The organism is Peptoniphilus faecalis (genome assembly GCF_012976305.1).
Lineage (GTDB): Bacteria > Bacillota > Clostridia > Tissierellales > Peptoniphilaceae > Peptoniphilus_A > Peptoniphilus_A faecalis.
In genome coordinates this window covers 96024-109580 of sequence record NZ_JABDSR010000002.1, presented here as the reverse complement: position 1 = coordinate 109580, position 13557 = coordinate 96024, and the positions used below count along the sequence as shown (strand labels likewise).

The following is a 13557-nucleotide window of genomic DNA, read 5'->3' as shown; positions in this document are numbered from 1 at the left end:
CATTAATTCTCCAATTCAAAAAAATTTTCTGCAATCATACATCTAATAGAACCGCCTCCATATTTTGAAATGGTTTCTACATCAATTGGAAGAATAAAGTCATATTTTTCAATTGTATTTTTGTGTTTATCAGTCAAAGCATTATATCCAGATTTTGAAATCACGAGGATATTTTTGCCCTCGCCCTTTAATTCAATTGAATTTCCTGCGTAATTATTAAATTCGTCTTCAGTAAGAGAAATTATTTCCTTGCCAGAATCCCTTAGAGATTTTAAAACCTCATCTCTATTTTCACTAATCAAATTATCTGCAATTATTGCAAACTTTTCTCCCACCATCATTAGTACATTTGTGTGGTAAATATCTACACCCTTATCCATAGATCTAAAATAAACCGGCTTTAAATTAAATCTCTTTGCAAATTTCAAAAATTCGCCCTTGTCACAACGCTTTGAAAGACTTCCATAGCAAATATTATTCCATCTATCTATTACAACGGCACCAGTCCCCTCTAAAACTCTTCCCTCTTCGTTTCTAAAATCAATTACTTCAGACCTATTGTAATCAATAATTTTTTTAAGCTGAGGCAAAATCTTATTATATTCCTTATTTCTATTTTCTGCATACATCTCTGAAACAAAAACCTTTCCCGGAAAAGTTACAAAAACATTATTAGGAAAAATTGAATCAGGAGTACTCTCATCAAAATCCTCAATTACGTCCACATGAATTTTATTTTTGCGAAGAATGCTAACAGCATCATCAAATTCCCTTAACGCAAAATTTTTTATTTCATTTTCAGAAGTTTCCTTTGGACTAATTTGGTAAATATTATCCTTTGCCGTCTCTTTATTAAAAGTAAAGGCATGGGGTCTAACTAAAATTACTCTATTTGTTACCATTATTCTCTCCTTTTCTCCATTATAACAAATTTAAAAATAAAAAACTCTCCATAATAGAGAGTCTAAAATTTATTCATAAAAATTTATTACATTTTCAATTAAAAGAAGATTAGTTATACTCCCAATACCACCGGGCACAGGAGAATAAGCCTTGATTTTTCCCTTGACAGATTTTTCGTCAAGATCTCCCCTATATTTTCCCTCACTATTTTTTGACGTTCCAATGTCAATTACAATTGCATCCTCATTAAAATAACTTGCATCTAAAGTTTCAGCACGACCCATTGCAGTAAAAATTATCTCTGCTGATCTTGTGTGTTTTTTAAGATCCACTGTACCCACATGACATATTGTAACTGTAGCAAGATCCCTTAAAAGATACATCATAAGAGGTTTCCCAACAACATTTGAGTGATTTATAATAACTGTATCCTTGCCCCTTAACTCATAGCCATAAAACTTTAAAAGTTCATAGGCTGCCTTTGGTGCAAGGGGAGTAAATCCACTCACATCACCACTAAAAACTCTAGCTCTGTTTATTGGGTGCATACAGTCCACATCTTTTTTTGGGTCAATGGCAAGAGAAATTTTTTCCTCGTCAAAATTTTCAGGAAGAGGTCTAAAAATAATTATTCCACCAACTTTTTCATCGTCATTTAACTTTTTTATTCTTTCAATTACTTCATCTTCCATTACATCTTCTTTAAACTCATTAGAATCAACATCAACACCGAGTTTGTCCGCAGTCTTCTTTATTCCCTTTTCATAGGCAATACTACCATAATCGTCGCCCACTCTTATAGTAGAAAGAATAGGCTTGGATTTTAGTTTCTTCACTTTTTCAATTAACCTACCCATTTTTTTATCAACATAGTCCTTGGCATATAAAATCTTAGTCATTTTCTACCTCATTTACTTCTTAAATATTTATTATTATATTATATCAAAAAGGGGCTGTTGCAAAAGTCCCAATAAATAAAAAGACGAGGAAAATTTAAAATCCCCGTCTTTTTTGATACAATGTAATCATGAACAAATATACAAACACTGTATCGCTAATTAATAATACATTAATCGCTAATACAATTCAATTAAAAATAAATTTTAATACAGAAATATATTCTTAACTGTCAAGACATATGTTACACTTTTTGTACTTTGATACAATTACTTCAAAAGCTTTTTGAAGATTATATTCTCTTATTATTTCATTTAGACTCTTGAAATTCAGTACATATTTGCTGTGCTATTATATTTTTTCATCTTCTCTATGACTTCTTTCTACTTTTCCATTTTGTCTGCGACTTTTGAAATATAGATGTTTTATTTGTTTTTTCGGGATCATTGACAAATTCATACCCGTTATCTACTTGTATTGTATTTATTTTAAAGCCCATTTCTCTTTCTAATGTTTCCAAAAATTTTGAAGTTTCATAAGTGCTTTTTTCTTTTACTATTTTTAATATTCTTTTTCTGGAATATTCGTCTATTGCTGTTATTTGATAATATTTGTTTCCATATGTGGGGAATTTTATATAGGCTCCAGGTACATATTTTATGTCTATTTGTACTTTTTCTCCGGGATATTTTCCATCTCTTGTATAGCTTTGACTCTTGATTTTAGGCTTTTTAAATCCATATTACGTATTTGTCTACACATTCTTCCAAAAGATCTTTCATAGCCTTTTGATTTGCTTCTAACATATTCTTCTGCTAATCCTTAGATCCCAATTTCTTTATACTTTCTTTCAATTAATTCTAATTCTTCTTTTTTGTGGGCTTGTTTTTGGGCGTCTAGATTTTAATGCTAGGCTTCTTACATTTCTACTTTATTTTTTAACTGTCTATATACAAATTGACGATTAGTATGATATCTTCTTGTGGCTTTAGTAACGCCATGTTTAAGTGCATATTCACATATTATTTGACGAAATCTCATTTCTTCTGTTATTATTGACATAGAGAGGCTCCTTTCGATACTTTTTTATGCTTATTTATATTGTATCAAAAGTACCTCTCTATTTTTTTATTTCTGTAACATATGTCTTATCACATTACAAAAACCATTCCTAACAAATCTATTAGACAAATATCCAAACAAACTAAATAAAATAGTAGCAGATGCAGGATATGAAAACGAAGAAAACTATGTATTCTTAGCAGAAAAAGGATTAGACTCATACATAAAACCATCAAACTATAAAAAATCAAAAACAAGAAAATACAAAAAAGACATGGAGTTTAGAAATAGCCTAATATATGTTGAAAAACAAGACAAATACATATCACCAGAGGGAAAAGAATACATAAGATGTAAAGACAAACATACAAAAAAGAAAAGTGGATACATATCGACAACAAAGACATATCGATGCTTTGATTGGAATACAAATGGACAAAAACAAAAGGAATATATATCAGAAACCTTTCAAAAATATAGAGAAAAATCCTTAAAAATATAACATCAAAAGAAGGAATAGAAGAAAGAATAAACAGATCGATCCAAGCAGAAGGAGCATTCTCCAAAATAAAAGATGGTTTATCCTATAATAGATTCCATCATAAAGGAAAAGCGAATGTAATAAGTGAAATAAATCTCATATCAATAGCCTTAAACCTAAATAAATTAGCATCAAAAATAACAAAAAAGAACTTAGAAATCATAAAATACAAAGCTGTATAAGAAAAAAAATTTCAAAAGCATAGCTTTATTAAGTGTCCCCATTTTTAAGGAAAATTGGAAAAATCTATCTAAAATATTTTTTTAAATCGGAAAATATAATGGCTAAATTCAAATATTTAACAAAAAAAGTGATGAGCAAAATAGAATTGTCTATTTTGCTCATCACTTTTTTTATATAGTATTTCTAGAAAATTCTAGCAGCTCTTCTTTTAATAGTGAAATAAAGGCATCTAAATACAATGGTTTTTCTAAATATGGGTTTGAAACAATATCTACACGAAGAGGATAATTAAAGTCCTTAATAGGGAAAAAATAAATATCATTATTATGTAAAAAACTATTTGCTAACATTTTTGGAACAATAGCAGACGTAACATTATTTAAGCACAAATCAATTTGAACATCACACTCACTAGTGTGACACACGACATTGTTTAGCTTTATGCCATGAGTTATTAAGTGTTGCTGTAAAAGCATATTTAATGCACCAGTATCATTATAGAAAGTCATAGGTATTTTATCAAAATATTTTAAATCAACGCCTTTTTTAAAATTTTTAATATCATATTGTGAGAAATATTTTAAAAACATTTTTTTATTGATTACTAAATATAAAAAATCTTCACAAACATGTTCAATATTAAGACCTAAATTTAAGTTTGTATTTATTCCTAAAAAAATATCCAATTTATTTTGTAGTAACTTTTTTTCAAGTATCTTTGTGTCTCCACTAAAAAAAGTAATTTCTACGTTGGGAAATAGTTCATGATACCTTTTTAGCAATGAAGGTATCAATAATTTAGATCTTGTAGTACTCATCCCAACAGAAAAAGAACCTTTTCTTTCGTTTGAAAAATCAGAAATATTTTTAATAAGGTTTTTTTCTATTAAAGCAATATTATTTAAAGAATTAAAGACCATCTCTCCCGCAGGAGTTAGATGCATATATGGTTTTCTGTGAAATAGTTTAGTACCAAGCTCATCTTCAATTCTTTTTATATGATCACTAACACATTGTTGAGTTACAAAAGCTCTCTTAGCTGCTTTACTTATACTTAAAGTTTCAGCAACTAATAAAAAAATTTTTTGATTCTGAGTCATAATACACTACACAATATAAATATTTACAAATAATAATAAAAACAAGAATTTAATTGATTTAACATTAAATAATTAAAACAAATTATTTGTATGACAATAGTATATCATGATAAAGCAAAATAAAACAAGTAAAATATTGTTAATTTTAAAAATATACTTGTTTTATTTTTACTTAAAACACTGTTAAAGTTTATATTAAATAGGGAGGAATTAATATGAGAGATTCAATAAAAGAAATTATTGAAGATTCATTTGATTTACATGTTCATTCAGCACCTTCTCATGTTAAAAGATCAATTGATGATATTGACTTAATTAAAAAAGCAAGTACATATAAAATGGCAGGAATTTTAATAAAAAATCATTACGAACCAACAAGCGGAAGAGCAGAATTGATAAACGAACATTTTGATTTTCATACAAGAGCATATGGAGGTGTTGTTCTAAATACTACAGTAGGAGGTATTAATCCTTATGCTTGTGAGAGTGCATTTAAAATGGGAGCTAAAATTGTATGGTTACCAACTAGAGATGCCAAAAATTCATTAATGTATGGAAATATGAAGGGCGACTTTTTTGAAAGGGAAGGACTTTCGGTAATTGACAATGATGGAAATCTTACAAGTAGCTTTAAGGAAGTAGTTGAAGTTGTAAAAAAATATGATGCAACTCTAGCAACAGGCCATATTAGTTTAGAAGAAAGTTTAAAAGTATGCGATTATGCAATTAGGGAAAAAGTAAAAGTAGTTTTAACTCATCCAGATTGGAATAGAACAAAAATCCCAACTGATATTCAGATTGAGTTGGGGGAAAAGGGCGTTTTTATAGAAAAAGTTTGGGCAAATTTAGATGACGGAGATTGTACCACAGATGAATTTTTAAGTGTTATGAATAGATTAGATTTTAATAATATATTTATAACGACAGATAGGGGATATTATAGAAAAAAACCGCCTTTTGAATCATTAGTTGATTGTATTGAATTTCTTATTGAAAAAGGAGTTGATAACAAGAGTATAAAAAAGATGTTAAAATCAACGCCAGAGTTTATTGTGAAGGGAGTATAAAATGAAAAGGATAATTAGAATATTTTTAGCAATAATATGTCTTTTTATGTTAGTGGGATGTTCAAAACAAGATAGTGGGGAAAAAGTATTTCAAATTGGGTTTACTACTGCTCCAGTAGAAAATGATCCTTATTATATATTTGCAAAAACATTTTCCGATCTAGTAAAAGAAAAAACAAATGGAAATATAATAATAGACGTAAAAGGATCAGGACAATTGGGACAAGAAGGGGAAATGTTTACAGGAATGCAAATAGGAACAACAGATATGGCTATAATGACGAATGCGTATATAAGCGGTTACATACCCCAAGCAGGACTTTTTGACTTACCCTTTATTTTTAAAGATGGAAAAGAAGCAGCTAAAGTTTTAAACGGAAAAATTGGAAATGAGATATTAAAAGGATATGAAGAATATGGTATAGAAGGACTTGCCTATGGTGAAGGAGGATTTCGACATTTAGTTACTCTAAAAGATGAAGTAAAAAAACCTGAAGATTTCCAAGGATTAAAAATAAGGTGTATGGAGACAGATACATATATTGCGACATATCAAGAACTGGGTACTAATGCAGTCCCTATGGCGTGGTCGGAAACAATAACTGGTTTGCAACAAGGTACTATTGATGGTTTAGATATACCAGTCAGTGTAATTTATACAAATGGGTTTGCAGATATTGCAAAATATATAAATATGACGGGACATTTTTATTCTCCTTTAATTCTTTGTGTTTCAAAAAATGTCTATGATAAATTGGATTTAAAAGAACAGGAAATTGTGAAAAAAGCAGCTATTGAAGCTGGGGAAGCTACAAGAATAAGTAATGCAAAGTTAGAACCTGAGATGTTAGATGAGATGCAAGCAAAAGGAATGACAATTGTTAGAGATGTCGATAAAGAGGCTTTTCAAAAAGCTTTTGAAGATTTTTACGATAAAAGAGCTGAAGGAATAGGTAAAAAATACTTAGATGAATTGAAAAAAGAACTTAATTTCTAAGAAAGGAGAAAATTATGGAAAAAGCATATAACGTTGTAACTAAATTTTTAAAGTTTGCAATAGTGATTGTTTTTAGCATTTTGGTGGCATCATGTGTTCTTCAAGTTTTTACTAGATTTGTACTAAATTCATCTTTATCTTGGACAGAAGAATTAGCTAGGTATACTTTTATATGGGCAAATATGCTTGGGGCAATTTTATGTACAAAAAATAAAAGCAATGCTACTGTAAGTGTTATAACTGACAATTTAAGTGTTGAAAAACAATTATTATTAAGGAAAATTGTCAATTTATTGTCAATAATTATTGGTTTAATACTTTTATTTTACGGTTCTAGAGTTGCTTGGGCAGTTAGAACTCAATTAAGTCCAGCACTTAGGATTAGCATGAGTTTTGTTTACGGAGCAGCACCTGTCTTTGGAACATTATTAATTTTTTATTCTATTTATGACATTTATTCTTCACATAATATGGAGGTGATTAAATGATAGGTATTATGTTTATTGTAATGTTCGCTTTAATTTTTATAGGGTTGCCAGTATATTTATCAATTTTAGGGTCGGGAGCTATGTTTTTAACAGCAACTGGGATTAAGCCTCTTTTATTAGTTAGCCAAAGGATGACAACTGGTCTAGATTCTTTTCCTTTACTTGCTATTCCGCTATTTGTATTAGTGGGAGAATTAATGGATAGGGGAGGAATTTCCAAGAGAATGATAAATTGGGCAGATGCTTTAATGGGCTGGATTCCAGGAGGTTTAGGAGTAGTAACAATTGTATCTTGTGCAATTTTTGCTGCCCTAACTGGCTCTGGACCAGCAACTGTTGCTGCTATTGGTTCTATAATGATACCTTCATTAAATAAAGCTGGATATGATAAAAAGACAGCATCTGGAATGGTTGCAGCGGGTGGAGCACTAGGTCCAATAATACCGCCTAGTATCCCTATGATTATATATGGGGTTACAATGGGGTTATCCATACCTAAAATGTTTATTGCTGGTATTCTTCCGGGAATAGTCATGATGTTACTCCTAATAATGGTTAATTTTATTCTTATAAAGAATAAGCCAGACATACTAAAGAACAGGGAGAAATTTAGTTTTATAAGATTACTAAAAAACACATGGTCAGCGTTAGGTGCATTATTATTGCCATTAATAATATTAGGAGGTATATATTCAGGAATATTCACCCCAACAGAAGCTGCTGCAGTAGGAGTTGTTTATGCATTATTGCTTGGTATTTTTATTTATCGCGAAATAAAAATAAAAGATTTACCAGAAGCATTACTTAAAGCTATGGAGACTGCTGCAATGGTTGGAATTATAATGGGTGCTGCAAATTTGCTATCTTGGATAATGTCAGTTAATAATTTTGGTAACATGGTGACAAATATTTTAGGTTCATATATAACTACGAAATATTCATATTTAATTGTTTTGATGATATTATTATTCTTTGTTGGTGCATTGATGGATACTGTGGCAGCAATAATTATTTTAGCTCCTGTATTAGTTCCTTTTGGTATAGAACTTGGAATAGATCCACTTCACTTAGGAATGATTTTTGTAATTAATTTAGTAATAGGATATGTTACTCCACCGTTTGGTTATAATTTGTTTACAGCACAATCAATAACAGGACTAAAATTCAACGATATAGTTAAAGGTGTAATGCCATTTTTAATAATTGAACTGATATCAGTATTGTTATTCGCTTTTGTTCCGAATATAATTACAATCATACCAAATATATTGGGACTTTAGTCTAAATATAATATAAAACTGATAAAAAGGAGAGGAACTGAACTGACCCCAAAAGTTGGACTTAAAAAACCAACTAAAGAAGGTCAGTTTTTTAATGTCAAAATACAATTTAGAATTTAAAAGCAAAATAGCAAAAGAATATATGGAAGGTAACATAGGATACACATCACTCGCAAAAAATATAATATACCATCAGAATCAGGAATAAAAAGATGGGTAAATACATACAAATCACAAGGCTATGAAGGACTGGAAGTAATAAGAAAAAATAATAAGTATACTTTAGAATTTAAGCTAGATACTGTAAACTTGTGCTTAACAGGATAAATGTCTTATAAAAGTCTAGCAAATGAACTTAAAATCAATAATCTACCCATGATAGCTAGATGGGTAAAAGAATTTAGAGAATAAGCAATTGAGAGACTAAAACTAAAAAAGATAGAGGAGGTCTTCAAATATGTCAAACGCAGATAATAAAATAAATAGAAACTTTAAAGTAAAAAAGCTTATACACACATAAAAAACATCAGAGAAAATTATAAATTCTCTCTGGTATTTGGTCCAGCTTTATGGGGTTACCACAAAAAAGAGCTCTTTTATTTTGATTTTAGTTTGTGAATCATGTCCTCTGCGGGATCTAAAATTTCAATATTCGTTAATTTTTTAAACTCCTCTTTCATGTAGGGAAAGTGGGTGCAAGCTAAAATTATTGCATCTGGCTTTTTTTCCATGGAATTAAAAAATTTAAACAGTTCCTTGAGACCAAGCTTTGATACAATATCTTCGGGCAAAGTTTTCTTTTCAATTTCTTCAACTATGGAAAGCATTCCAATGGAAATTGTGTTCCTAAAGATTTTCTCAGAGATTATTTTATCTATTCCATGGGCTGATTTTGAATTTGCTGCAAGTATTACTATGTCTTTATAGCGATTGTCGAGATTTTTGTAAAAGTCAAAGGGAGTTATAATTTCAATGTTTTGACTTTGAGTTAATTTGTCTACATCAAGGGATGCTGAAAGAGAATTGCAATAGATAAAAATTTTTTCTGCACCTTCATTTTTTGCCTCAACTATTTTCTTTTCAACAATATTTGTTAGCTCATCCTTTGAATAATATTGAAGATGCGATTGCTCCTTTGGATTTTTTGAAATGGGAAAACTAAGGGTATCAAATCCTCTCGACTTTAAAAGTTCAACTCCCATCCTAGTGTCGACAAAAGTTCCTGCAAATACTCCTACTTTCATTTCATCACTCCCTTAAAATAAATCAATTTTTTCTATATTTATTTTCTTTGTAAAAATTTTCCATAAATATTATATAAATGTTAATTTTTATTCCGCTGTCCTTTTCTTTTTTGTACTTGTGAAAATCTTTATGATTTCTAAGATAAATAAAATTATTATTCCAATAAAAAATCCAAGTAAGCTAAAGTTTTCTGTGCTTAATGCTGCATTTCCTCCTATAGTAGTTGGTCCCATTACAATTGCATAAATAGAACCTATAATCATGCCGATAATTAGGTAGAGCATCTTTCCTCTGCTTTTTCTCATTTTATCTCTAATAATTCTTATGGACATAAAAATTCCAAATAAAATTCCCAGGGACATTACAAATAAGGACATGATCTTTTCAAAATTAAATCTTAAAACTTCACCCACAGCTTCTACTATGGGAATGTAAACTCCTGCAATGAGAAGTATTGATGAGCCAGAGATTCCTGGCAAAACCATGGCAGAAATTGCCACTGCTCCCGATATAAATAAATAAAAATAGTCAAAGGTATTTGGATTAAATAAGTCAAAGTTCCCTATGAGTTTGCTCTTGCTCCTAAAATAAACTAAAAGGGCAACTACAAAAATTCCAATAAAAATAAAATAAAATTTGTCTTTATGCTTTTTTAAAATTTCTATTTCGCTTTTTATGACAAAGGGAAGGGACATAATAGTTAGTCCCAAAAAAACAGAGCTCATAAAGTAAATTTTACTTTGGAATAATTCTGACAAGAAAAAAATACTAAGAAGTAGTCCAAATAGCCAGCCTAGTCCCAAGTTTAAGAGATAAAAAAAAGAAACTTTTCTCCCACCTTTTTCTCCTTTAAAGAATTCATGAAGGGATTCAATAAATTTATCATAAAATCCCAGTATAAAGGCAATAGTTCCGCCACTCACTCCAGGAACGGAGTCGGCTATTGCCATCATCATGCCGTGAAAAATATTAATTAACATAATTCCTCCATTTATATATGATAACATTTATGTGGAATTTTAATTATTAATTTATCGTAAACTTTCTTAAATTTTTATTAAAAATGCATAGAGTATTTGTTGTGCAATATTATAAAACTTCTTTATCTTCTATTAATCTTCATAAATTTCTTCGATATTGTCTAAGTATATTTCAGAAAGCCTCGCCATATAGATGGGTGTAATTACTACAAATCCAATTATTGCAGCTATTCCAAGTATAGATACAATTATTATAATCAATGGCATAGTTTTTACAACTATCGCTAATAAAATTATAATAATACTTAAAATTATTGGAATCATGTAGACTTTTAATAATGTGATGAGAGTCTGTGAAAATAATCTTATTCCAGATTTAAAAATAAGTTTTATGTTTTGGGAAAAAGATAAATCTCTATATCTCTCATCTGCCATGACAAAGTTTAAATAAGCAAATATAAGTGAAATAATCGCATTAATCAAAATATATAAAATTGAAATAATGGGTATAATTTTTCCATTTTCCATATTACTTAATACCAATCCAGTCCCTGATGTTAAGGTTGAAAGTAAAAGTATTACAACACTAATTAATCCAATTAAAATATTCGTCAAAAAGACTTTTCCTGTAATTGTCTTTATTCCCCTTAAATACTCTGAAAAAGTGCCTTCTCTCGTGTATAAAAGTCCCCTGCAAACAATATAATTTCCAATCCAAAGAATAATAGGTCCAAGCATAGAAAGTTTATCGTCAAAAATATTGTCAAAAATTCCCGCTATAATTGCCATCAATAATAATATCAACATTATAGATCCATAACTATATTTTCTCATTGTATCCTCCTTTGTTTTTCATAAATATATTATCATAGTCAGAAACATAGTTAAAGTATTTATATTTTTATTGGTATCGATTTCATTTTGTGCTATAATAAATTTTAACTGAGGGGGTGAATTTTTATAGCTGAAGATTTAAAATTCAATTAAAATCGAGAGATAAAATTTATGTAAATTGAACTATTGCTAATGTTTTATTTTTAAATTTTAAAAATTTTTTATAAATATAATTTATATTTTTAATTTTTTAAAATAGATAATTCTGCAATCAATTTCAAATATCTCTTATTATAGGTCTTGAGAAGTTGCAATTTATAAATTTTCAAGCAAAATCTTCTCTATATTGGAATAATAATCTTATTATTTGCACTTTATATTATTTTTTAACTTATTAAAAAGATTAAATTTCCAGTGACCTTTGACAATATTTATAAATTTATAAGGAGCAATTATGGAAAATATAATTCAAACTATTCATGAAATAGGCAATTTAATCGGACAAAAAATGTATGGTGACGCTTTTTCCATGACTACAGGTCTTTTAAGCGATACTATCTATACATATCTTTTAATTCCTCTACTACTTGGCATTGGTCTTTACTATACTTTCAAGATTAGAGGCGGACAAATAACTAATATTGGACATGCTATAAAACTAATTTCAAAACCGGCAGAAAGTGAAAATGCTATTTCTCCTTTTAAGGCCTTTACAATTTCTGCGGCATCTCACATTGGTACAGGTAATATAGTAGGTGTTGCAGCAGCAGTATCTATTGGCGGTCCTGGTGCAGTTTTTTGGATGTGGGTTACAGCACTTATTGGTGGTGCATCATCCTTTGTAGAAAATACCTTAGGTCAAGTATTTAAGGAAAGAAATCCTGATGGAACTTTCAAGGGTGGTCCTGCTTTCTACATGGAAAAAGCCCTTAAAAAGCCAAAACTTGCAGCATTATTCTCAATAGTAATATCTGTTGTATATGGTATTAACTTCAATGCAATGCAAGCAAACACAATTGCTGCTGGATTCAATTCATCCTTTGGACTTGACAAAAAAATTATTGCACTTGCACTTATAATAATTTCAGGTCTTATAATATTTGGAGGACTAAGAAGAATTGCCGATGTAACAAGTTTATTAGTTCCCTTTATGGCGATTATTTACATGGTAGTTGTATTATTTATAGTAATCAAAAACATCAAACTTGTCCCACATATGTTTGGACTAATTTTTGGCGGAGCTTTCTCACTTAAAGCTGGCTTTGGTGGATTATTTGGCACAGCTATACTAAATGGTATAAGACGTGGACTCTTCTCTAACGAAGCTGGTATGGGTGCAGTACCTAATGCTTCAGCAGTAGCTGATGTATCTCACCCTGCAAAACAAGGTCTTATTCAAGCTCTTGGAGTATATCTTGATACAATCCTAGTGTGTTCAGCAACAGCTTTCGTTGTAATATTAGCAGGCGAAGGAATTTATGCCTCTGATTTACAAGGACTTGAAATTACACAAGCTGCTCTTGCAAAGGAAGTAGGTGGATGGTCAAATTACTTTTTGACATTCTGCGTATTGATGTTTGCATTCTCTTCAATTATCGGCAACTATTACTATGGTGAAAACAATATTTTAAAATTAAACCTTGGCAAAAACTCATTAAATATTTATAGAGTTCTAGTTCTTATAGCAGTTATACTTGGTTGCATTGGTGACTTTTCAATTGTATGGAACACAGGCGACGTATTTATGGGTATTATGGCAGTAATAAACTTAATAGTATTGATCTTCTTAGGAAAAATTTCTGTTGGCGTATATAACGACTACATTAAACAACTTAAAGAAGGAAAAGATCCTGTATTTAATCCAGAAGATGTAGGAGAACTTAAACCATACATGAGTGAAATCACTGCTTGGGACAAAAAATAAAATAAAATAAAATAAAAATTTAAAGTCGTAGCTAGTCTGCGACTTTTTTGTCGTAA

At 29.7% G+C, this 13557-nt stretch carries 15 protein-coding genes; 7 read left to right on the top strand and 8 right to left on the bottom strand.

Going from position 1 to position 13557, the window contains the following annotated elements:
* Nucleotides 1–2: 2 nt before the first annotated feature.
* The 4 genes from HKO22_RS01690 to HKO22_RS10690 form a co-directional block, all read right to left on the bottom strand.
* Complete coding sequence (locus tag HKO22_RS01690) at nucleotides 3–902, bottom strand: arginine deiminase-related protein (protein WP_169968110.1); 900 nt, start codon at nucleotides 900–902, stop codon at nucleotides 3–5.
* Nucleotides 903–971: 69 nt separating this feature from the next.
* On the bottom strand, nucleotides 972–1802 hold the full coding sequence (locus HKO22_RS01685; RefSeq protein WP_169968108.1) for a bifunctional 5,10-methylenetetrahydrofolate dehydrogenase/5,10-methenyltetrahydrofolate cyclohydrolase: 831 nt from the start codon (nucleotides 1800–1802) through the stop codon (nucleotides 972–974).
* A 368-nt stretch (nucleotides 1803–2170) separates the two neighbouring features.
* Entirely contained in the window at nucleotides 2171–2521 is a 351-nt protein-coding gene (locus HKO22_RS11050) for a DDE-type integrase/transposase/recombinase (protein WP_456238485.1), read from the bottom strand.
* Nucleotides 2522–2718: 197 nt separating this feature from the next.
* Nucleotides 2719–2862 (bottom strand): helix-turn-helix domain-containing protein, encoded by a 144-nt coding sequence (locus HKO22_RS10690; protein WP_211660186.1) that lies wholly within the window; start codon nucleotides 2860–2862, stop codon nucleotides 2719–2721.
* Here HKO22_RS10690 and HKO22_RS11045 point away from each other — a divergent pair.
* Entirely contained in the window at nucleotides 2840–3364 is a 525-nt protein-coding gene (locus HKO22_RS11045) for a transposase (RefSeq protein ID WP_328818561.1), read from the top strand. The two genes, HKO22_RS10690 and HKO22_RS11045, sit on opposite strands and share 23 nt — an antisense overlap.
* Nucleotides 3349–3585, top strand: a complete 237-nt coding sequence (locus HKO22_RS10680; protein ID WP_328818559.1) for a transposase — start codon at nucleotides 3349–3351, stop codon at nucleotides 3583–3585. Before HKO22_RS11045 ends, HKO22_RS10680 begins: the two co-directional genes overlap by 16 nt.
* A 171-nt stretch (nucleotides 3586–3756) precedes the next feature.
* On the opposite strand, the gene HKO22_RS01670 is transcribed toward HKO22_RS10680, so the two are convergent.
* Nucleotides 3757–4686 (bottom strand): LysR family transcriptional regulator, encoded by a 930-nt coding sequence (locus HKO22_RS01670; RefSeq protein ID WP_169968106.1) that lies wholly within the window; start codon nucleotides 4684–4686, stop codon nucleotides 3757–3759.
* A 215-nt stretch (nucleotides 4687–4901) separates the two neighbouring features.
* Between HKO22_RS01670 and HKO22_RS01665 the strand changes: the two genes are divergently transcribed.
* From HKO22_RS01665 to HKO22_RS01650, 4 genes are read left to right on the top strand one after another with little or no spacing between them, the layout of a single operon-like run.
* Complete coding sequence (locus HKO22_RS01665; protein WP_169968104.1) at nucleotides 4902–5753, top strand: DUF6282 family protein; 852 nt, start codon at nucleotides 4902–4904, stop codon at nucleotides 5751–5753.
* Nucleotide 5754: 1 nt separating this feature from the next.
* Nucleotides 5755–6750: a TRAP transporter substrate-binding protein gene (locus tag HKO22_RS01660; RefSeq protein ID WP_169968102.1), complete on the top strand. Its 996-nt coding sequence runs from the start codon at nucleotides 5755–5757 to the stop codon at nucleotides 6748–6750.
* Between the two features lie 14 nt (nucleotides 6751–6764).
* Nucleotides 6765–7238, top strand: a complete 474-nt coding sequence (locus tag HKO22_RS01655) for a TRAP transporter small permease (RefSeq protein WP_169968100.1) — start codon at nucleotides 6765–6767, stop codon at nucleotides 7236–7238.
* The gene (locus HKO22_RS01650) at nucleotides 7235–8518 is read left to right on the top strand and encodes a TRAP transporter large permease (RefSeq protein ID WP_169968098.1); all 1284 of its coding nucleotides are present in this window, start codon (nucleotides 7235–7237) and stop codon (nucleotides 8516–8518) included. Before HKO22_RS01655 ends, HKO22_RS01650 begins: the two co-directional genes overlap by 4 nt.
* 596 nt (nucleotides 8519–9114) lie before the next feature.
* Here the strand turns inward: HKO22_RS01650 and HKO22_RS01645 are convergent.
* The 3 genes from HKO22_RS01645 to HKO22_RS01635 all read right to left on the bottom strand — a co-directional run bounded on the left by HKO22_RS01645 (nucleotide 9115) and on the right by HKO22_RS01635 (nucleotide 11577).
* The gene (locus HKO22_RS01645; protein WP_169968096.1) at nucleotides 9115–9762 is read right to left on the bottom strand and encodes an aspartate/glutamate racemase family protein; all 648 of its coding nucleotides are present in this window, start codon (nucleotides 9760–9762) and stop codon (nucleotides 9115–9117) included.
* An 87-nt stretch (nucleotides 9763–9849) separates the two neighbouring features.
* Nucleotides 9850–10743 carry a DUF368 domain-containing protein gene (locus HKO22_RS01640; protein ID WP_169968094.1) on the bottom strand — a complete coding sequence of 298 codons (894 nt, stop codon included), beginning with the start codon at nucleotides 10741–10743 and terminating at the stop codon, nucleotides 9850–9852.
* A 132-nt stretch (nucleotides 10744–10875) separates the two neighbouring features.
* A complete protein-coding gene (locus HKO22_RS01635) occupies nucleotides 10876–11577 on the bottom strand; it encodes a hypothetical protein (protein ID WP_169968092.1) in 702 nt (233 codons plus the stop codon).
* A 454-nt stretch (nucleotides 11578–12031) separates the two neighbouring features.
* On the opposite strand from HKO22_RS01635, the gene HKO22_RS01630 reads away from it, so the two are divergent.
* On the top strand, nucleotides 12032–13501 hold the full coding sequence (locus HKO22_RS01630) for an alanine/glycine:cation symporter family protein (protein WP_169968090.1): 1470 nt from the start codon (nucleotides 12032–12034) through the stop codon (nucleotides 13499–13501).
* Nucleotides 13502–13557: the final 56 nt, after the last annotated feature.